Below are 19,274 nucleotides of genomic sequence, written 5' to 3' on the forward strand. Positions count from 1 at the left end.
CGCGCCGGAACACCGGCGCGCCTTCATTTTTGTCAGTTCTTGACAGCGGCGCTGTCGGAGACAGGCGGGAAGGCACCGTTGACCTGGACGCCGCGCAGGAGGTCCAGAGCCAGGTTCAGCTGGGTGTCGTCCTTCGGATCCGCCGGCACATAGGCCTGGCTGCCCGATTCTTCCTCGCCTTCGGCCGCTTCCAGGTGACCGCGGAGACCTGCTTCACCCTTGGTGTCGACACGGCCGATCAGTTCGTCGGGCAGGTTCTGCAGGGACTCAATGTCCGGCACGATGCCCTTGGCCTGGATGGACGTGCCCGACGGCGTGTAGTAGCGCGCCGTGGTCAGGCGGATCGCCCCATTGGCGCCGAGCGGGATGATGGTCTGGACGGATCCTTTGCCGAAGGACCGCGTGCCGAGAATGGTCGCGCGGCGGTGATCCTGAAGCGCGCCGGCCACGATTTCCGAGGCAGAGGCGGAGCCGCCATTGACCAGGATGATCACGGGCTTGCCACCGGTCAGATCTCCGGCCCGGGCGTTGTAGCGCTGCGTCTCGTCGGCCTCGCGGCCGCGGGTGGAGACAATCTCGCCCCGGTCGAGGAAGGCATCGGAAACGGCAATCGCCTGGTCGAGCAGACCACCCGGGTTGTTGCGCAGGTCGATGACGAAGCCTTTCAGCTTGTCCTCACCAATACTGGCGGTCATTTCCTCGATGCCGTCCTTGAGGCCATCGAAGGTCTGTTCGTTGAACTGGGTCACGCGGACATAGCCGACGTCATCCTCTTCGCGCCAGCGCACCGAGCGGATGCGAATGATGTCACGGGTGATGGTGATGTCGAACGGCTCGACCCGGCCCTTGCGGCGGACGGTCACCACAATGTCGGTGTTGACCGGACCACGCATCTTCTCAACGGCTTCGTTCAGGGTCAGGCCCTGGACCTGCTCGCCGTCGATATAGGTGATCAGGTCGCCGGCCAGGACGCCGGCTTTCGCGGCCGGGGTGTCGTCGATGGGGGAGACGACCTTGACCAGGCCTTCTTCCATCGTCACCTCGATGCCGAGGCCACCGAATTCACCGCGGGTCTGAACCTGCATGTCGCGGAAACTCTTGGGCGACATGTAGCTGGAATGCGGATCCAGCGATGTCAGCATGCCGTTGATGGCGCTTTCGATCAGCTGGGCGTCATCCGGCACCTCGACATAGTCCGAACGCACCCGCTCGAACACGTCGCCGAAGAGATTCAGCTGCCGGTAGGTGTCCGTTGCCGCGGCATTGGCGGCCACCGAGACATTGATCGGCATCTGGGACAGAGTGGTGACTGCTGCTGCTCCCATCAGGGCACCCACCAGCAGCAAGGAAGTTTTCCGTATCATCCGCGAGCCTTTTCTTCTTCTGTGTGCGCCCACCAGGGGGTGGGATCGATCGCACGGCCGTCCTTCCGAAACTCAACATATAGGATCGGCTGGGTCGAGCCCAAGCCGAATGTTGAAGCGCTCGCCCATTGGGTTGCGCCCATCACACCAACCGGTTCCCCGGTCAAAACAAACTGCCCCAGTTCCGCATCGATCCGGTCCATGCCGGCCAGGAGCACATGGTAGCCGTCGCCCGTATTCAGGATCAAGAGCTGTCCGAACGATCTGAACGGCCCTGAATACACCACCCATCCATCCGCGGGCGAGGTGACATTAGAGCCCGGCCTTGTGGCAATAGATTGACCTTCCGTCACACTGCCGAATTCATCGTCCTGGCCGTAATCCTTGAGCAGGGTGCCGGACACAGGCTGCGGCAACTGGCCACGCGCTTCCTCGAACGGGATCGCCGGTGCCAACCGCCCCGGATCGGCAAAGGGATCAAAATTGCGCTTGCTCTGACGCTTGGCGTCAAGCGACGCCTGACGCGATTTTTCCGCCGCCTCGCGCGCGCTTTCGATTTCCTGTTCCAGACTGGCGATCAGCTCCTGCAGCGACCCGGCTTTTTCCGCAAGCGCGGCCGCACGTTCCTTTTCTTCCTCAAGCACACGAACCGATTTCTGATGTTCCTGTCTTTTGGCGCTGAGCAGAAGCTCCAGCCTGGACTTTTCCTCAGCCAATCGCATGGCATCGCCGCGCAGGCGGTTTTTTTCCTCGGCAATCACCGTTTTCAGGCGATTCAACTCCTCCAGATCGGCCGCCAGCGCCTCGGTTTCGACCTTCAGCTCCGGCATCACCGCGTTCAGAAGAATCGCGCTGCGCACGGCGGAAAGGGCATCGCTCGGCCGCACGGCCAGGGCCGGCGGCGGCCGGCGTCCGATGCGCTGCAAGGCGGCCAGCACCTCGGCCAGAACATCGCGCCGTGCAATCAGCGACAACCGAACCGCGTCTTCGTTCTCGCCGAGTGCGCGCAAGCGGCGCTCGGTGCCGGTCAGTTTCGTTTCCAGCCCCTTGATCGTGTCGGAGGTGCTGATGATCTTTGAGTTCAGCGTCTCGCGGTCCCGGTCCAGAGCCCGGATTTCGCGGGCGATCGCAGCCTGGCGATCAGTGGACACGTCAATGTCGCGCGACAGCGACGCCAATTCCTGTTCCCGCGCCTGCTTGCGTTCCAGCGCGGCACTGACTTCCGGAGCAAGCTCCGGCTTTTCCAGCGTGGTCTCATCGATGCTTTCGGCTGCTCCGGCCGGCAACAAAGGGATCAGAACGCTCAAGACAAGGCCGCTCACGACTGCACGCCAGCGCCGCCGCCGCTCACATCCAGGATACGCCATGTCGATGCGATCCGGTGTCACCCTGCCTCAACTCCCAAAGGTTATCCTTCTCTTGCGATACACAGTCTGCGTTAACGAACCGTTTACCCTGATGACCCGTCTGTTAACATCTCGACCGTGTCCGTATCGCCCTTCGACGGATACCTTGCACTCCGGTAATCGAAAACCGATACGGGTCGAATGCGGCGAGATACGGGCAGAGTGCCGAATTCCGGCCATTATCAAAGTTAAACTTCATCCATATTGCGGTAACGGCAGAGGATTGCCCCGGGCTTGACCGGTTCGGAGCCCTGTCAGGGACCAAAATGCCTGTAGACAAGATCGGCCGGATCGGGACGCGGCGCTTGCCGGTCCAAAACGGCGCCCAGCCGTTCCGCGAGCCTCGCCGAACGGTGATTGTCCGGGTCCATATAGCTGACCAGGGCTGGCAGGCGCCGGACCGTTTTGGCCCAGTCCCGAAGAGCTCTGGCCGCCTCGAAGGCATAGCCCCTGCCCTCGGCATGGTCATAGACAAACCAGCCGAGCTCATGTTCGGGGAACAGCGGCCCGTGATTGATGCCGACCTGGCCCAGGCATCGACCGGTCGCCTTGTCGTCGATCATCAGCGCGCCGTGGTCCATCAGCGCCCATTGGGCAATGTCGGAACAGAACATGCCCCAGGCGCCAGCTTCGTCGTGCGGACCGCCCATGAACCGGGCGCGTTCGGAACGCATCAGTGCCCGATAGTCCGGCCAGTCGTCCATGCGCATCGGACGCAGGACAAGACGCTCGGTCTCAAGTGTCGGTACCAAGATGTCTTCCGCTTCCAAAAAACTCCGTCACACCCGGTGATACGGGTGACCGGTCTGGATGGTCATTGCCCGGTAGACCTGTTCAGCCAGAAGGATGCGGGCGATCTGGTGCGGCCAGGTCATGGCGCCAAGCGCCAGCTTCAGGTCGGCGCGGGCCAGAACCTCCTGACCATGGCCGTCGGCGCCACCGATCGCGAACACGACCTCCGGCACGCCCTCGTCCTTCCAGGATTCCAGTTTCTGGCTGAAGGCCGGGCTGGAGAGGTTCTTGCCGTTCTCGTCCAGCACCACAAGACGGGCACCGCCGTCGAGCGCGGCGAGAATGGCCCTGGCCTCCTCCGCCTTGCGGTCGTCGGGCCGCTGCGCGCGGCTTTCCGGCATTTCGTGTAGAGCGACCTCGGTGATGCCCAACCCACGCCCCGTCTTGCGGGCGCGGTCCATGTAGCGGTCGAAGAGATCTTTGTCCGCACCGGATTTCATCCGTCCGATGCAGAAGAGCACAAAGCGCATGAAGTCCCCGCCGGTTCCTTACCCGGTGAAATATCTACCTGACGGCAACTAGGCCCCGCTCGCAGGACCCGGAAGACCGGCTCAGCCGATATATTGCGGCGCGTCGTCCGTTTCAGGCGCCCACATCTTTTCCAGATTGTAGAAGCCGCGTACTTCCGGACGGAAAATGTGAACGATCACATCGCCCGCATCGATCAGCACCCAATCGCAAGTGGTCAGACCTTCAACCGTTGCCTTGCCGGCGCCGGCCGCTTTCAGGTCCTTCTGCAAATGATCCGCAATCGCGCCCACATGACGATGGGAGCGCCCGGACACGATCACCATGTGATCGGCCAGCGAACTTTTTGCCGCGATGTCGAGGGTAACAAGGTCCTCAGCTTTGGAGTCTTCCAGACTAGAGAGAACCGTATCGAGGAGGTCTGCCGCAAGATCTGCGCTTACGGAAGCCGTCATGGGAGAGGACATGTCCGTCCGCCCACTTTCAAAGGTCATGGTCAGGTGTAGTGCCTTTCGCCGTTTGTGCCGTCCCGCGTTCAACGTCGTCACGAACTGGAGTGTTCGACTGCGTACGTCACCCGTTTTGAATGCGGAACTGGTTGACCGTACCTCGGCCGCGTTCGCCGCGACCGTGTTTATAATACCGCTTCCCGTTTGGCATTTTCAAGACAAGCCGGATTTCTCGGTAAATCTGCCGATCATCGAAGGCCTTTCTGCCGGAGGTCTGTGGACGAGCTCTGGTCCAGCGGCGTGTGCAGGAAGGTCCAGACCGGTGCCTGCATGTCCGGCAACAACGCAGCGTCTTCTTCCGGAAGCCTATATTTTTCATAAGCTTTTGCCATCGGTGACGACAGGACCGACAGCGAGGCGCCGGGCCGGTCGACAATGGCCACCGGCACCGAACCGACAATCGCGCGCCAATCCTGCCAGCGATGGAAGCCGGCTAAATTGTCAGCACCCATGACCCAAACGAATCGCACCGCCGGGCGCATTTGCCGGAGCGCCATCAGCGTCCTCGCCGTATAGGGTGTGCCCAGAACGGTCTCGAAGGCTGTCACCTTCATGCGCGGATGGCCGGCCAGCGCGCTGGTCATCTGCAGGCGCTTCTCCAGCGGCGCCAGGTCGGAATGGCTCTTGAGCGGATTGCCGGGCGTAACCAGCCACCAGACCTGGTCGAGGCCGAGCCGTTTCAGCACCGTCGACGCCACCAGCCGGTGACCGGAATGCGGTGGATTGAACGAGCCGCCGAAAATGCCGATCCGGTTGCCCGGTTCGGCATGGGGCAGTTTCAGCCAGTCCCTGTCGAGGCCTGCTCCGAGACTGAGTGGACTCATGGACGCGTCTGACCCGTGCCGTGAACCTTGTACTTGAAGCTGGTCAACTGTTCGACACCGACCGGGCCTCTTGCGTGCATGCGGCCCGTGGCAATACCGATTTCCGCGCCCATGCCGAACTCGCCGCCATCGGCGAACTGGGTCGAGGCGTTGTGCAAGACAATGGCCGAATCGACTTCGGCCTGGAACTGGTCGGCCGCAGCCTGATCCGCCGTCAGGATGCAGTCGGTGTGGTTGGAGCCGTAGGTGGCGATGTGATCCATCGCGGCATCGAGATCCGGCACCACCTTCACCGACAGGATCTTGTCGAGATATTCGGTCGACCAGTCGTCTTCGCTCGCCGGCACAATGTTCTCGCAGATGTCGCGCACGACCGCACCGCCGCGGATTTCGCAGCCCTTGTCCTGCAGCGCCCTGATGATCGCCGGCATGTGGCTGTGAGCAATATCCTCATGGACCAGCAGCGTTTCCAGCGCGCCGCAGATGCCGGTGCGGCGCAGCTTGGAATTGACGACAATGTCAATGGAGGTCTGCAGATCCGCCGCCTTGTCGACGAAAATATGCACCAGGCCTTCCAGATGGGCGAACACAGGCACGCGGGCCTCGGTCTGAACCCGTTCCACCAGGCTGCGGCCGCCGCGCGGCACGATGACGTCGAGATTGCCGTTCAGTCCGCGCAGCATCTCGCCGACGGCGGCCCGGTCGGTGACCGGAACGATCTGGATGGCGTCTTCGGGCAGGCCTGCGGCGGCAAGCCCTTTTTGAAGAGCCGCATGGATCGCGCGGTTGGACTGGATGGTGTCGGAACCGCCGCGCAGAACCACGGCATTGCCCGCCTTCAGGCAGAGCGCGCCGGCGTCGGCGGTCACATTCGGCCGGCTTTCATAAATGACGCCGATCACGCCGAGCGGCGTGCGCACACGCTCGATCTTGAGCCCGTTGGGGCGTTCCCACGCGGCGATGACGCTGCCGACGGGGTCGTCCAGCGCCACAATATCCTCAAGGGCCCCGGCGATGGCCTCGATGCGGGCCTCATCAAGCGTGCCGCGATCCAGGAAGGCGGCCGTCTGGCCGTTGGCGGTCATGGTGTCGACATCGATCTTGTTGCCGGCAAGGATTTCCGGCGTCGCCGCGCGCACGGCCGCCGCCATCTCGCGCAAGGCGCGGTTCTTCCGGTCTGCTGGTGCGGTGGCAAGAACCCGGCCCGCGGCGCGGGCGCGCTGCCCGATCTCCGCCATCAGTTCCTCGGTTGTCTTTGCCTCGACGACATCCAGCATCTTTTCCAACTCCTCAAGCGCGGCCTTCCAGGGACCGCAAGTCACGCAGTCTTTTAGCCGCTTCCGTTCAAAAAGGCATCCTCCAGGACAAGATCGTCCCGGTGGATCATCTCCGCCCGGCCCGGATAGCCGACAATGGCCTCGATTTCCTTGCTGTTCCTGCCCGCGATCAGCTGGGCCTCGTCCGCGTCATAGGCGATCAGACCGCGGCCGATGGTGCGGCCGGTCTTGTCTGCCAGAACAACGGCATCGCCGCGGCCGAACGTGCCGGAGACCTCAATGACACCGGCCGGAAGCAGGCTTTTTCCGGAGGTCATCGCGCGGACGGCCCCGTCATCCAGGGTGATCCTGCCGCGCGGTTCCAGATGACCGCCGATCCAGGCCTTGCGGGCACTGGCCGGTGAATTGAGCGCCGGGAACCAGGTGCCGCGCGCACCGTCTTCCAGGCGCTGCAGCGGATTGAGCTCCTTGCCCGACGTGATCACCATCGCGGTGCCGGCGGCGGTCGCGATCTTGCCGGCGTCGATCTTGGTCTTCATGCCGCCGCGCGACAGCTCCGAGCCGGCGCTGCCCGCCATCGCCTCGATCTCGGCGGTGATGCGGGGCACTTCGGGCAGGAACACCGCATCCGGGTTCTGCTGTGGCGGGGCCGTATAAAGCCCGTCGATATCGGACAACAGCACCAGGCAATCGGCGCTGGCCATGGTCGCCACGCGCGCTGCCAGACGGTCGTTGTCCCCGTAGCGAATTTCGGAGGTGGCAACGCTGTCGTTTTCGTTGATGATCGGCACCGCACCCAGTTTCAGGAGCGTACCGATGGTGGCCCGGGCATTGAGATAGCGCCGACGCTCCTCGGTGTCGCCGAGCGTCAGCAGGATCTGGCCTGCCTTCTTGCCATGGGCACTGAGCGCGTCGGCATAGGCCTGGGCGAGCGCGATCTGCCCGGCAGCGGCCGCCGCCTGGCTTTCCTCCAGCTTCAGCGGGCCCTTGGGCAGGCCGAGAATGCCGCGCCCAAGTGCGATTGAGCCGGAGGAGACCAGCAGCACCTCGGCACCGGCCTGGGTCAGCGCGACCACATCGGCGACAAGCGCGTCCAGCCAGGCGCGCTTCAACACGCCCTCGCCAACCAGCAGGGCGGATCCGATCTTGACGACGATCCGGCTATGGCTCTTCAGGCTCCGGGACATTAGGGGTGCCAGCCCTCCTGCTCGGGGGCAGGCACCTGGTTGGCTGCTTCTTCCTTGTCGCGGTCGATGGCTCGCACAATCATGCGCAGCGCCCGATCGACATTGAGCCCGCTGGCCGAGGACAGGATCAGCGGTTTCTGGCCGCAGGCCTCCTCCAGGCTGGCGGCCTTTTCCGCGATCAGCTCTTCATTGAGCGCGTCGCATTTCGACAGCGCCACGATTTCCGGCTTGTCGGTGAGGCCCGCACCATAGGCTTCCAGCTCGCCGCGCACCACCCGATAGGCTTCGCCCGGATCTTCTTCCGCCGAACCGTCGACCAGATGAAGCAGCACGCGCGTGCGCTCCACATGGCCCAGGAAACGGTCGCCGAGACCGGTGCCTTCATGGGCGCCCTCGATCAGGCCCGGAATGTCGGCCATGGCAAAGCTGTTGCCGTCGATCTGGACGATGCCGAGATTGGGATGGAGCGTGGTGAAGGGATAATCGGCGATCTTCGGCTTGGCGGCCGAAACGGTTGCCAGGAATGTCGACTTGCCAGCATTGGGCAGGCCCACCAGGCCGGCATCGGCGATCAGTTTCAGCCGCAGCCAGATCCATTTTTCCTGGCCCTCGAGGCCCGGATTGGCCCGGCGCGGCGCCTGGTTGACCGAGGACTTGAAATGGGCGTTGCCGAAGCCGCCATTACCGCCGCGCAGCAGCGTCACCTTCTGGCCGAGCTCGGTGAGGTCGGCGATCAGAGTCTCGTTGTCGTCCTCGAAGATCTGGGTGCCGACCGGCACCTTCAGCACCACGTCGCCGCCATGCGCGCCGGTCCGGTTGCGGCCCATGCCGTGAATGCCGGTCTCCGCCTTGAAATGCTGCTTGTAGCGATAGTCGATCAGCGTGTTGAGGCCGTCGACGCATTCGATGATCACATCGCCGCCCTTGCCGCCGTCACCGCCGTCGGGACCGCCATATTCGATGTATTTCTCGCGCCTGAACGACACGCAGCCAGCGCCGCCATTGCCGGAGCGCACATAGATCTTGGCCTGATCGAGGAATTTCATTGTTGTTCTCTTTATCTTGTCCTGCTGTCAGGCCCTGATCCGAGGTCAGCGGCCGTTCAGAAATTCTGTTTTCGTGACTTCCATGCGCAGGGCGGGCACCGTGGCACCGCGCGACACGCTTGCGCAGCCGACTTCGCCCACAAGGCGGAAGCCGAGTTTTTCCAGCACTTTCAGCGAGCCCGCATTTTCCGTCATGGCTTCGCCGGCAAGGCGCTCGTGATCCGTGTTCCGGAACAGCCAGGTCACCGCAGCCTCGACCGCTTCGCTCATAAAACCCTTGCCCCAATAGGGCCGCCCCAGCCAATAGCCGATCTCGGGGGTTTCCTGCAACTTTTTGAAGCCCATACCGCCGATCATCTCGCCGTCATGGTCAACGTGAAAGCCGATTTCGTCGGCCCCGGCAACATCCTGCCAGCGCTCCACGGAGCGCGCCAGATAGGCGCGGCCGCCCTCAAGATCATAGGGATACGGCACGCGCGAGAGCATCTTGGCGACTTCGTAATCACCAAGCAGCTCCGCGCAAGCCGACAGATCCTCCGGGCACGGCGCCCGGAGAACCAGCCGTTCGGTTTCGATCACCGGCATGCTCATGCCGCGTCTTTCCGCGCCTCGAAATCGGGCCGCTCCAGACGCACCACGACGTTGGAAATACGCCGGTCGAGCGTCCTGGAGAAGCGCTCGGTCATGGAATAGGGCTTGAAGCCCATCTTGCGCAGGAGGCCCCGCGAGCGGAAATTCTCTTCAAACGCGCGCGCGCCAATCGCGTTGGTGCTGAAAGCCTCGAACGCCCAATCGAGTGCGGCTTCCACCGCCTCACTGGCATAACCATGGCCCTGGAACGGGCGGCCGATCCAATAGCCGAGCGTCGGCAGATCTGGCAGGTCGTCGAGATCGCCCGGTGGCTCGATCGCCACCACGCCGATGAACACGCCACCGAGCGTGATCGCGTAAAGCGCTTCGGTCTTGAACGGATCCTTGCCGACCACCGTCTTCAGGAAGCTTTCCGCTGCGCCATCCTCATAGGGCCAGGCGAAGGAGGTCATCCAGCGGGCCACCTCGAAATCCTTGCCCGCCAGCTCGACCATGGCTTCGGCATCGCTCATGGCGATCGGCCGCAGGACCAGACGTCGGGTCTTCAGTTCCGGCAACATGCTCATCGTCCCTGCCCCCATCCTTTCAACGACTTCCAGACAGCTCGTTCCAGCGTGTAGCGCTCGATCGGCACGGAACCGCCCGCGCCGACGGACCGGATCATGGCCTGGTCGCGATACTGGAAGCCGGATTTGACCAGCACCCGGCGCGAGGCCGGATTGGTCACGCGGCAGGAGCCCTGCAGCTCTTCAATGTCGTGATAGGTGAAGGCGTGGTCGACCAGCGCATGGACCGCCTCGGTGGCCAGGCCCTGGCCCCAGAACGGTTCGCCCAGCCAGTAGCCGACATGGATCGGACCGCCCGGCTCCACATTGGCGTAGCGGGCTATGCCGATCAGTCGGCCTGTCGCCTTCAGCCGGATCGCGAAACAGGCGGTGTCGGGCCTGTGCAGATTGGCCTTTGCGATCATCGCGCGGCCATCGGACAGGGAAAACGGATGGGGCATGGTGGCAAGGTTTGCCGCCACGGTCTTGTTGTTGGCCAAGAACACCAGATCGGCCAGATCGTCCGCCCGCGGCCTGTCGAGCCGCACACGAACCGCTTCCTGCGGCAACGGGGCCGCGGCCGAACTGCTCTCGTCTAATAAATCATCCCTTTCAACAACCATCTTTTCCTCCAGCCAAAACAAATCAAGGGAGAGATGGCGCCCCATCTCCCCCTTGGAATTCTGACTGGCCGGTTGCTGGCCTCATCTCGAATTGCCGGGGTCTGGTGGGACGCCGGCGTTTCGAAACTTCACGTCGGCTTTACTCCGCTGCTTCCGCTACCGGGAGCACGTTAATGTAGGTTCGCTTGTTGGCTTTCGCCTGGAACTCTACCTTGCCTTCCACGGTCGCGAAGATGGTATGGTCCTTGCCCATACCAACGCCGGTGCCCGGGTGCCAGGTGGTGCCGCGCTGACGCGCAATGATGTTGCCGGGAACGACTGCTTCCCCGCCGTATTTCTTGATGCCGAGACGGCGGCCAGCTGAGTCGCGGCCGTTGCGGGACGAACCGCCTGCCTTTTTATGTGCCATCGTGAGAACTCCTCGTTCTTCGAATTCTTATTCTAACAGACCTGAAACGGCGGCTCAGTTGCCAGCCAGTTCCTTGGCCTGCTCAACCCAGTTACCGCGCTCGAACTTGCCCTTCAGGCCCGTTTCTTCTTCAACGCGGGCGACATCGTCAGCGGTCATGGCTGCGATCTGAGCAAAGGTGGTGATGCCAGCTTCGTTCAGTTTCTTCACAGCGGCCGGACCGGCGCCGTCCAGTTTCTTCAGGTCGTCACCACCTGCTGCGGCTTCTGCAGCGGCCGGTGCGGCCTCAGCGGTTTCCTCGGCCTTCGGCGCAGCCTTTTTCGGCGCTGCCTTCTTGGCCGGCTTGGCACCACCGGTCAGGATGTCGGTCACCTTGACGAGGGTGAAGGACTGACGGTGGCCATTGCGGCGGCGGGAATTCTGACGCCGGCGCTTCTTGAAAATGATGACCTTGCGGTTACGGCCCTGTTCGACCACTTCCGCAACAACGCTGGCACCTTCAACGGTCGGTGCGCCAACGGTGGTGTCGGTGCCGTTGCCAACCATGAGCACTTCGTCAAAGGTGACGGAGCTGCCGGCTTCGGCGTCCAGTTTTTCGACCTTCAGGAGGTCGTCTGCGGCGACAGTATACTGCTTGCCACCGGTCTTGATCACTGCGAACATGTCTCGCACGTCCTTCTTTTCGTTTTTGACACACCAGCGATCATGCCATGGGCACCAAAGCCGGTTGTTTCCGGGTCGAACGCAAGGCGCCTGTCTCTCCGGGAAATCCGGCTGACAGGTCTTTGTGACGGGGTTGAGCGTGAAGCTTTGAAAGCCCGGCAGGCCTGGAACGACAAACAAATCCCGAAAAAGCGAACCTTTTCGAGCCCGCGCAATATAGTCGGCCAGCTTCGGATGTCAAACGGAAATATGGTCCGGATTGGCGGAAAGGTCTTGTTTTTGAATCCGTTGACCGGGCCCAGTGCCAACTCCGGGATGTTCGCGCCCTGCTCTTGGGGGCCTCTCGCCTTTATACTTTGGCAAAACCTCGCCAGACAGGGAAATCAGGCGCGTCCCCTTTCAGGGCAGGCAGCAGCTCTGCAACGCTCTTTTTCACATGCAAGGGCATTGGAGCCAGCGCACGCTTAGAAACGGCGGCCTGCGGGTCATTTCCTTCCCTGCGCTTCCTGCCGGAGGCCGGTCAAACACCCCAAATCCACAAGCTGGAAAATTCCTGAAATCCGGTCTTGCGATACTTACGCACTCTGTCTATGTTCCGCGCCACTTGAGACCCGTTTATCTCAATGTGCCGCGGAGAGGTGCCGGAGTGGTCGAACGGGGCGGTCTCGAAAACCGTTGAGCGCGCAAGCGTTCCGAGGGTTCGAATCCCTCTCTCTCCGCCATATTTTTCTGATAAGTTACTGAGCCTTAATCGCTTATTTTTGGCGTAAATTTTCAGTCCATCATCCAGCCCATCAGCTGACAGGTTTGTTCACAGCCCGGACGTTCAATCAGGTTTATTTCGCCTCAGGCTCTTGCACGACATTTCAGCAGGTCCTGCCCAATATGTAATTCGGCACATTCATCTCATCCAGGCTCATCACCAACTTGCGCAGGACGTGCTCGCCTCCCGAAACCGCTCGTTTACCCGAGCGCGACTCAGGAAGCTTGCATGTGCGCGGCACGGCAGAATGATCTCTTTGCCGCCCTTGATCCTTCCACCCCGGACGTTCCATCGGAAACGCCCCCCCACAGCTTCCTCTCCGGCCCGGCCGGCGCCTGCTCGGCTGAAAACAAAACCAAGGCGGTCCGGAACGACCCGGTGGTATTGAGAGGAGATTGAAGCGTACTGCCTGAAGCTGGGGGTGTGACTTCATGAGTGCGCCCGTTACAGAAAAACCAGCAAAGCGGACCCTCAAGAGCGCGGGGCTGGCGCGCGCCCACTGGATCTATTCAATATAATACGCCGCAATTACTTTTCGGCCAATCACCAACTATTATCTCCCACCAAAAAATTTGGTCTCTATTTCACCAGATTTAACAACGCGCTCCATTTTTCTTGATGCGCATTTGGGAACATCTTCCGTGTCTCGACACGATCCAATAGCGTTGAGGTAGGGGATGGAAAGTGCCAAGAATTCGCCAATTTTCAGATCAGGCTCGTTGGTGTAAAATCCAAACGCCAATGCAATAAATTTCGCAACGCAAAGCTTGAAAGTAGCACCTTCTATACTTTGATCAATCAGAGAAAACGACCGAACAAAAACATCCCTCTCAACAAAAAACGTGTGTAACATGGCTCCTCACCATCTACTCTCTCTGAATAGAAGTCAGAAAAGCCATCTCCGAATTTTTCCTTCGAAAACTTACTTCTAAATTCATCGTCTGATATAATATTTCTTCTCTCTATCAAGTAAAAATTTACCTCCCCACTAAATTTAACCTGAACATCAGAAGCAACAGAAAAAACATTCACTAAGGACTCTGCCAAAGAACGTAATTTCTTATCTGCGATATCAATATGCGGAACAATTACCCCCTCTCGAACAAAAACCCTCCTCTCTTCAGCAAATACATTGTTCGAAATCACGCACAAACACAGCGCCACCAAGAATACTTTAAAGTAAATTGAGAAATTTATTTCTTGGAAAATCAAATTTTTCCTTCTTTGCCGACTACGACACATATTTCCCCCAACTCTCACCATCCCGCAGCGCCGGAAGAACCTGACCGCCTCTTCCCTGTTTTCGCCATTGGTCACTATGATAGATTTAGATACGAACAGGAAATACAAAAGATCAATTAGTCATTGAAATACAACGTTATAATCACATTTCATGAAATGGATTGATCGAGATTGAGTTCCATACTCTGGCTTACTCTCTCCGCCATTCATTCCCTTTTGGACACATTGAACCCCGAGCGCTGGTGCCTGGGCCGGGTTGCCGGGCCAACACGCATGCCGTCGGCTGGCGTGCCGTGCCAAGACCTCGGCGGTCCAGAAGGTTGCCTGCGTCTGCCCCCAATGACGGCGCCACGGGGCACAGCTCCTCTCAAGCTGCTGCCCGAGATCGAGACCCGCTGTTTTATCCCCGGCTTGCGCCGAGCGCGTGCACCTGCGGTTTTTCCTCGTCAGCCGGAGCCCTGCCAAAGGGGAACCTCCAGGTCCTGCGGACATTGAGGCCGATCCGGACGTGGGCATTTTAAAACTTCCGTTAAGTCAACTTTCACGAAGAGTGAAATAGGTTGCAAGGGCATTTCCCGGCGCGCGCGGTGCGTGTCCTTTGGTCCCTTCGCTAAAGAGGTCCCGGTTTATGACCACGCGGCTCTGGCTGATTGTTCTTTCGCTGATTTCAAACATTCTCGCACTGGCCCTGCCGCTGGCGCTCATTCAGGTCTACGATCGCATCCTTGCCAATCAGGCGGTTGGAACAGCCATCGTCATCTTCTCTGCCGTTGCCGTGGCGATCCTTCTCGATGGCCTCGTGAAATATGCGCGCGCATCGATCCTTGGCCGGCTCGCAGCGCAGGCGGAGTACAGGCTGTCCCTGAAGACGGCCGAGAAGCTCCTCTCCATCGATCCGAAAACCCTGACCGCATATGGCCCCGGCCGGATCCGGGAACTGTTCACGGCCATCAACCGGTCCAATGACGTGCTGGTGGGGCAGTCAACGCTCGCGCTCTTCGATGCGCCCTTTGCCATCGCCTTTCTGGTGCTGGTCTGGTTCCTCGGCGGTCCGACCGTATTCGGACCGCTGGCCGTTCTCCTCGTCTTTGGAGCGCTTGCGCTGCTGGCCGCGGCCCGGCAGACGCAGGCCGGCCTGAGACTGTTCGAGGCCTCCGCCGATCAGACAAGCCTTATCATGACCCGCAGGGAACAGCTTGATCGCATCATCGCCGGCGGAACCCTCGGGGACTTCGCGGGGGAGGTCCGGCGCCACGAAAAGAGTCGGGCATCTGCCCAGGAAGCTGCCGAGAGCAATCTTGCGGCCGCCCTGAACCTCAGTCAGTCCGGCGGCCTTGCCACGACGATTGCGGTTCTTGGCATCGGATCGCTCGTCGTGCTCGCCGGGGACATGACCACCGGCGGCTTGGCGGCCTGCCTCATCCTCGGACAACGAGGTGTTGCCGGCCTCCTGGGACTGGTCAACGCGTTTGCCCGGCGGCAGGTTTCGGCATCCGCATTTCGATCCGTTCAGACCCTCCTGGCGAACCCCTCAGTTTCGTTGCTGGAGACCAGGCCTGCCGCGCAGGGCGAACAGGTTGGAATTCGGTTTCAAGTCGCTGGACGCTCTTTTGAAGCGCTGCCCGGACAGTGCCTTGTCCTGCAGCCGCAGAGCCCTGGACAGGGCACGATCATCTTTCAGCAGCTTGGGGAGGCACTGGAAAGGACAGAGCCCGCAGACAGCCAAAGCCTGACGGGCGTTACCCTGACCACTGACAACGGGGAGCCCTTGTCGCCCGCCCGATGTCGCATTTCAGTGTGCGATGCCCACCCCAGGGTGTTTAACGGCACTGTTCTTGAAAATATGACCGCGTTCGACGTGGACGCAACAGACCGTGCCTTGTTGCTGTCAGAGAAAATGGGTCTCTCGGAAGCAATCGGCCGGTTGCGTGACGGGGTGGAAACGCCGCTCTCGCCAGGGCTTGGCGTACCGTTGTCAGACGGTCATCTCAAGCGGCTGATGCTCGTCAGGGCCATGTCAGGTCAGCCTCAAGTCCTGCTGCTCAACTGGCCTTCGCAATATCTCGATGCGGTCGGAACCGAGAAGTTGGCCGATCTCCTGAAAGGCCTTGAAGGCGTGACAACGGTGATCGTGTTCGAAAGCGCCAAGGGCCTGGTCACGCGGTTTGACGAAGTTCTTGACCTCCCAGACCTGCCCTCAACCGGTGCGGAGGTTGCGGCATGAATTACCAGTCCGACCTTTCCAGGCCATCGCACGTGCATGGCTCTCCGGAGACGATGTTCCACAGGCAGAAGACTGACCTTGAAACGGTCCTGCTGGCGGCCCTCACAGCGCTCGGCTGGCGACGGTCTGCCGATGTTCTGACGGCGGCAATACCGGTGAGCACCGGAATCGATACCCTTGATGAAGCCTCGATGGTGCTTGATCTTGTCGATGTCGGAGCGAGTGTGGAAACAAAAATCCCCGCGACTTGGCGAAGCGGCCTGGACGGCGCACTGCTTGTCCAGGACAAGGAGGGTGTGCACGCCCTGGTCAGGGAAGATTCCCGGGAAACTTCAGTCTCCTCGTCCAGTCTTACTCACGACAAGACAAGGCAGCGGGTCGAGCACGCAACCAAGCTTCTCTTTATTCACAATCCCGAGCATTCCGTCGCCGCGGTGCACGCCTTGACGATCCGCAACCGGATCAATCGCGTGGCTGGTACGGCGCTGGTGCTCTCGCTGGTTCTCAACGCGCTGGCCCTGTTCATCCCGTTTTTCTCCATGGCGATCTTTGATCGTGTTCTCGGCGCACAAGCCACGCAAAGCCTCATTCCTCTCCTGACCGGGGCCGGAGTTGTTCTCTTGGCAATCCTTGCTTTGCGAAGTCTGAGATCCAGGCTGCTGGCGGCGGAATATGCGCGCCTTGGTTCAACGACGCGGCTGATGTCCTTCTCCCGCATACTAAGATTGCCTCATGCCATGCGGCAACGACTGGGCTTTGACCGGCTCCAGAACCGCTTGCAGAGCACGGCACAGAGCGCCGAGATCTTCGCGTCACAGAACACGGCAGCCATCTTCGATGCTCCGTTTGTTCCACTCTCCATCCTTGCCATTGCGTTTGTTGGAGGCTGGATGGCGCTTGTCCCTGCCGTCTACCTTACCTTGTTCTTTACATTGAGCTGGGTGTTGAGCGAGACCCGCCAAAGCCTTGACCCGCAGCTTGAAAACGCCAACGCGAAACGTGTTGAAGCCCTTACGGAGCTCAGTGCCAAAGCAGCCGATATCCAGCACATCGAACATGGCACAACATGGTTTGCCCGGTTTGCCTCGATTGCGCGCCAGGCAGCATTTGCCAAGCACCTTCAAGCAACCCGCGCCGCAGCCTTGCAGTCGCTCGCCTACGTCCTGGGGACGGGTGCGGCTCTGACCACGCTCTGCGTCGGCCTCGCCCTTGCCATGAGCGGAGCCATCACCGCCGGTGCACTAATCGGTACCATGCTGCTGACATGGCGGATTACTGGACCCTCCCAAGCGTTTTTCCTGGCCTTGCCGCGGCTGAAAGGCATCAAAGCGGCGATCGCCGGCCTCGATCAAGCCTTTTCCTGGGGCACGCCCCAGGCGAAACCGGCCGCGCTGGAACGTCTTGAAGGCGGTGCGCCGGCGATCAGCGCCAAGGGCCTCTACTTCAAGTATGACCAGACCGCGGATCCCGCGATCACCGGTGTGTCCCTGGACTGTGCCCCGGGATCCCTGACCATTGTCATGGGCCCGAACGGGTCCGGAAAGTCGACCTTCCTGAAGCTGGTGTCCGGTCTTGTACTGCCGCAATCCGGACGCCTTGCCATCAATGGCCGTTCCGTCACCCAGTATGATCCGGACGAGCTTGCCCGTGCCACACGGTGGCTGAACCTGGGCGATCCCAGCGACGGCTCCGGCCCTGACGCGGTCCCGGACCGTCCTGATCCCGGATCCCGTCTGATCGTACTGGATGACAGCATCGGTTCCGATACCGCGTGCAACCGGGAGGGGCTGACGGCCCTCCTGACGTCGCTCAAGGGACGGGCAACCGTCTTTGTTGCCACCCACGACACCTCCCTGGCAGCGCTCGCCGACAACGCGCTGGTCCTGGATGACGGCGCCCCGGCCTATTTCGGGCCCGTGACGCCCCAGGTTTCGCCCCTTTCACCGCCCGAGGAGACGCGCTGATGAAGCCTTCCCAACTGGATGATCAGTTTGAACTGAACGACGGCAAGGCTGTCAAACTGAGCAACATGGCGGGTGCTGCCATCGGTGTCTGTCTCGTGGCTCTCGTGGCCTGGTCGGTGATGACACCGATCGACGAGGTCGCAAAGGCCAGGGGCGTGGTTGAACCCGTCAGCGAGGTCCAGCAGCTGCAGACAGAACATGGCGGAGCCCTCGCGTCGGTTCTCGTGCGCAAGGGGGACATTGTCTCGCAAGGCGACACGATCGCGATCTTCGATCACGACGATGTCCGGTCGGAGCTGCGCGAAGCCCAGGCGAAGGCGCTTGCGCTCTCGCTCGAGAAGGAGAGGCTCCTGGCCCTGGTCGAAGGCCGCGCGCCCCAGTTCGATCATGTGGCAGGGTCCGCGTTGGCGCCGCACGATCTCGTTGCGGTCAAGACAGGTGAAGAGACCTTGCCGCAGGACGACGTCGAGGCCATCCGGGAACTGATCGGCCGCGAGGTCTCCGCGCTGGAGGCTCGAAGAGCGTTCCTGGACAATGAACGGGACGTGATCCGTCGCCAGATGGCCGAGAAACATGCGGACCTGAAAGCGATCGGCAGCGAACGGCCGGCCGTGGAACGGCAGCTGGCGGTTGCCAAGGAGCTGACAACCACGCTTCATAGTCTGGTGGACAGGGGCCTGGCACCTCGCCCAAGGCTTGTGGAGGCGGTTCAGGAAGAAGCGCGCTACGACTATGAGCTTGCGACGCTGTCGGGCCGCAAGGCCGTGATCGAAGCCGAGATTGCCGAATTGAGGGAAGACATCGAGCGGATCGACCTGAATGAGGCTGCCGATGCGCGGGGTCGGATTGCCGAAATCAATGGCGAACGGCGTGTCGTGGCAGAACAAATCGCACGCCTGCGTCAGCGGGTCCTGTCGACCGAACTCAAGAGCCCGGTGACCGGGTATGTGCAATCGGTGCCCGACACGGTGGTCGGACGGGTGATCGAACCGGGGGGGCTGGTGGCCGAGATCGTCCCGCGCAATGTCGGTTTGCGCTTTGCCGCCGAGTTGCAGCCGCGCGATGTCGGGTTCGTCTCGATCGGCCAACGAGTGAACCTCAAGATCGACGCCTTCGACTTCAGCCGGTACGGCGCGCTCGAGGGGGCCGTCATGGAGGTCTCGCCCACGACGATCGTGGATGACCGCGGCGCTGCGTTCTACGAGGTGCTGGTCGAGGTGCCGGTCACCTATTTCCGCGACAATCCCGACCAGTTCGCGCTCCTGCCGGGCATGACAGGCGAAGCGGACATCCTCACGGGAAAGAAGACCGTTTTTGAATACATCTGGAAGCCGGTCTTCACAAACTTGGATCTGGCGCTGAGCGAACGCTAGGAGC

The 19,274-nt window shown here is 61.2% G+C and carries 18 protein-coding genes and 1 tRNA gene; 4 read left to right on the plus strand and 15 right to left on the minus strand.

What is annotated here, in order from left to right; genetic code table 11:
• Positions 1-32 precede the first annotated feature (32 nt).
• From M0H32_RS16085 to M0H32_RS16150, 14 genes are all read right to left on the minus strand, one after another.
• Positions 33-1,364 carry a S41 family peptidase gene (locus tag M0H32_RS16085; protein WP_248155813.1) on the minus strand — a complete coding sequence of 444 codons (1,332 nt, stop codon included), beginning with the start codon at positions 1,362-1,364 and terminating at the stop codon, positions 33-35.
• A complete protein-coding gene (locus M0H32_RS16090) occupies positions 1,361-2,671 on the minus strand; it encodes a murein hydrolase activator EnvC family protein (protein WP_248155816.1) in 1,311 nt (436 codons plus the stop codon). The genes M0H32_RS16085 and M0H32_RS16090 overlap by 4 nt, the downstream gene beginning before the upstream one ends.
• Positions 2,672-3,024: 353 nt before the next feature.
• Positions 3,025-3,522, minus strand: coding sequence for a GNAT family N-acetyltransferase (locus tag M0H32_RS16095; RefSeq protein ID WP_282449404.1), 498 nt, complete (start codon positions 3,520-3,522; stop codon positions 3,025-3,027).
• A gap of 27 nt (positions 3,523-3,549) precedes the next feature.
• A complete protein-coding gene (gene rlmH / locus M0H32_RS16100) occupies positions 3,550-4,032 on the minus strand; it encodes a 23S rRNA (pseudouridine(1915)-N(3))-methyltransferase RlmH (protein WP_248155818.1) in 483 nt (160 codons plus the stop codon).
• Positions 4,033-4,113: 81 nt separating this feature from the next.
• Positions 4,114-4,497, minus strand: a complete 384-nt coding sequence (gene rsfS, locus M0H32_RS16105; RefSeq protein ID WP_248155820.1) for a ribosome silencing factor — start codon at positions 4,495-4,497, stop codon at positions 4,114-4,116.
• Positions 4,498-4,727: 230 nt separating this feature from the next.
• Positions 4,728-5,363: a nicotinate-nucleotide adenylyltransferase gene (locus tag M0H32_RS16110; RefSeq protein WP_248155822.1), complete on the minus strand. Its 636-nt coding sequence runs from the start codon at positions 5,361-5,363 to the stop codon at positions 4,728-4,730.
• On the minus strand, positions 5,360-6,640 hold the full coding sequence (locus M0H32_RS16115; protein WP_248155824.1) for a glutamate-5-semialdehyde dehydrogenase: 1,281 nt from the start codon (positions 6,638-6,640) through the stop codon (positions 5,360-5,362). The genes M0H32_RS16110 and M0H32_RS16115 overlap by 4 nt, the downstream gene beginning before the upstream one ends.
• A gap of 53 nt (positions 6,641-6,693) precedes the next feature.
• The gene (proB, locus tag M0H32_RS16120; protein ID WP_248155826.1) at positions 6,694-7,827 is read right to left on the minus strand and encodes a glutamate 5-kinase; all 1,134 of its coding nucleotides are present in this window, start codon (positions 7,825-7,827) and stop codon (positions 6,694-6,696) included.
• A complete protein-coding gene (obgE, locus tag M0H32_RS16125) occupies positions 7,827-8,873 on the minus strand; it encodes a GTPase ObgE (RefSeq protein ID WP_248155828.1) in 1,047 nt (348 codons plus the stop codon). The genes proB and obgE overlap by 1 nt, the downstream gene beginning before the upstream one ends.
• Before the next feature lie 45 nt (positions 8,874-8,918).
• A complete protein-coding gene (locus tag M0H32_RS16130) occupies positions 8,919-9,464 on the minus strand; it encodes a GNAT family N-acetyltransferase (protein ID WP_248155830.1) in 546 nt (181 codons plus the stop codon).
• A complete protein-coding gene (locus M0H32_RS16135; protein ID WP_248155832.1) occupies positions 9,461-10,030 on the minus strand; it encodes a GNAT family N-acetyltransferase in 570 nt (189 codons plus the stop codon). Before M0H32_RS16135 ends, M0H32_RS16130 begins: the two co-directional genes overlap by 4 nt.
• On the minus strand, positions 10,027-10,632 hold the full coding sequence (locus M0H32_RS16140; RefSeq protein ID WP_248155835.1) for a GNAT family N-acetyltransferase: 606 nt from the start codon (positions 10,630-10,632) through the stop codon (positions 10,027-10,029). Before M0H32_RS16140 ends, M0H32_RS16135 begins: the two co-directional genes overlap by 4 nt.
• Before the next feature lie 139 nt (positions 10,633-10,771).
• A complete protein-coding gene (gene rpmA, locus M0H32_RS16145; RefSeq protein WP_248155837.1) occupies positions 10,772-11,041 on the minus strand; it encodes a 50S ribosomal protein L27 in 270 nt (89 codons plus the stop codon).
• A gap of 54 nt (positions 11,042-11,095) precedes the next feature.
• The gene (locus M0H32_RS16150) at positions 11,096-11,704 is read right to left on the minus strand and encodes a 50S ribosomal protein L21 (protein ID WP_248155839.1); all 609 of its coding nucleotides are present in this window, start codon (positions 11,702-11,704) and stop codon (positions 11,096-11,098) included.
• 632 nt (positions 11,705-12,336) lie between these two features.
• On the opposite strand from M0H32_RS16150, the gene M0H32_RS16155 reads away from it, so the two are divergent.
• Positions 12,337-12,426, plus strand: a tRNA-Ser gene (locus tag M0H32_RS16155).
• A gap of 839 nt (positions 12,427-13,265) precedes the next feature.
• On the opposite strand, the gene M0H32_RS16160 is transcribed toward M0H32_RS16155, so the two are convergent.
• Positions 13,266-13,784, minus strand: coding sequence for a hypothetical protein (locus M0H32_RS16160; protein WP_248155841.1), 519 nt, complete (start codon positions 13,782-13,784; stop codon positions 13,266-13,268).
• Positions 13,785-14,337: 553 nt separating this feature from the next.
• On the opposite strand from M0H32_RS16160, the gene M0H32_RS16165 reads away from it, so the two are divergent.
• From M0H32_RS16165 to M0H32_RS16175, 3 genes are read left to right on the plus strand one after another with little or no spacing between them, the layout of a single operon-like run.
• Positions 14,338-15,933 (plus strand): ABC transporter transmembrane domain-containing protein, encoded by a 1,596-nt coding sequence (locus M0H32_RS16165; protein WP_248155844.1) that lies wholly within the window; start codon positions 14,338-14,340, stop codon positions 15,931-15,933.
• Entirely contained in the window at positions 15,930-17,897 is a 1,968-nt protein-coding gene (locus M0H32_RS16170) for an ATP-binding cassette domain-containing protein (protein WP_248155846.1), read from the plus strand. The genes M0H32_RS16165 and M0H32_RS16170 overlap by 4 nt, the downstream gene beginning before the upstream one ends.
• Complete coding sequence (locus M0H32_RS16175) at positions 17,897-19,270, plus strand: HlyD family type I secretion periplasmic adaptor subunit (protein WP_248155848.1); 1,374 nt, start codon at positions 17,897-17,899, stop codon at positions 19,268-19,270. The genes M0H32_RS16170 and M0H32_RS16175 overlap by 1 nt, the downstream gene beginning before the upstream one ends.
• The last annotated feature ends 4 nt before the right edge of the window (positions 19,271-19,274 follow it).

It is taken from the genome of Roseibium sediminicola, assembly GCF_023156505.1.
GTDB lineage: Bacteria > Pseudomonadota > Alphaproteobacteria > Rhizobiales > Stappiaceae > Roseibium > Roseibium sediminicola.

Bases quoted from the DNA above. Each gene is read 5' to 3' on its own strand.
- M0H32_RS16175 (WP_248155848.1), top strand. From the start codon at position 17,897: ATGAAGCCTTCCCAACTGGATGATCAGTTTGAACTGAACGACGGCAAG.
- M0H32_RS16085 (WP_248155813.1), bottom strand. From the start codon at position 1,364: ATGATACGGAAAACTTCCTTGCTGCTGGTGGGTGCCCTGATGGGAGCA.
- M0H32_RS16165 (WP_248155844.1), top strand. From the start codon at position 14,338: ATGACCACGCGGCTCTGGCTGATTGTTCTTTCGCTGATTTCAAACATT.
- M0H32_RS16135 (WP_248155832.1), bottom strand. From the start codon at position 10,030: ATGAGCATGTTGCCGGAACTGAAGACCCGACGTCTGGTCCTGCGGCCG.
- M0H32_RS16170 (WP_248155846.1), top strand. From the start codon at position 15,930: ATGAATTACCAGTCCGACCTTTCCAGGCCATCGCACGTGCATGGCTCT.
- M0H32_RS16140 (WP_248155835.1), bottom strand. From the start codon at position 10,632: ATGGTTGTTGAAAGGGATGATTTATTAGACGAGAGCAGTTCGGCCGCG.
- obgE (WP_248155828.1), bottom strand. From the start codon at position 8,873: ATGAAATTCCTCGATCAGGCCAAGATCTATGTGCGCTCCGGCAATGGC.
- rsfS (WP_248155820.1), bottom strand. From the start codon at position 4,497: ATGTCCTCTCCCATGACGGCTTCCGTAAGCGCAGATCTTGCGGCAGAC.
- M0H32_RS16130 (WP_248155830.1), bottom strand. From the start codon at position 9,464: ATGAGCATGCCGGTGATCGAAACCGAACGGCTGGTTCTCCGGGCGCCG.
- M0H32_RS16115 (WP_248155824.1), bottom strand. From the start codon at position 6,640: ATGCTGGATGTCGTCGAGGCAAAGACAACCGAGGAACTGATGGCGGAG.
- M0H32_RS16110 (WP_248155822.1), bottom strand. From the start codon at position 5,363: ATGAGTCCACTCAGTCTCGGAGCAGGCCTCGACAGGGACTGGCTGAAA.
- proB (WP_248155826.1), bottom strand. From the start codon at position 7,827: ATGTCCCGGAGCCTGAAGAGCCATAGCCGGATCGTCGTCAAGATCGGA.
- M0H32_RS16150 (WP_248155839.1), bottom strand. From the start codon at position 11,704: ATGTTCGCAGTGATCAAGACCGGTGGCAAGCAGTATACTGTCGCCGCA.
- rlmH (WP_248155818.1), bottom strand. From the start codon at position 4,032: ATGCGCTTTGTGCTCTTCTGCATCGGACGGATGAAATCCGGTGCGGAC.
- rpmA (WP_248155837.1), bottom strand. From the start codon at position 11,041: ATGGCACATAAAAAGGCAGGCGGTTCGTCCCGCAACGGCCGCGACTCA.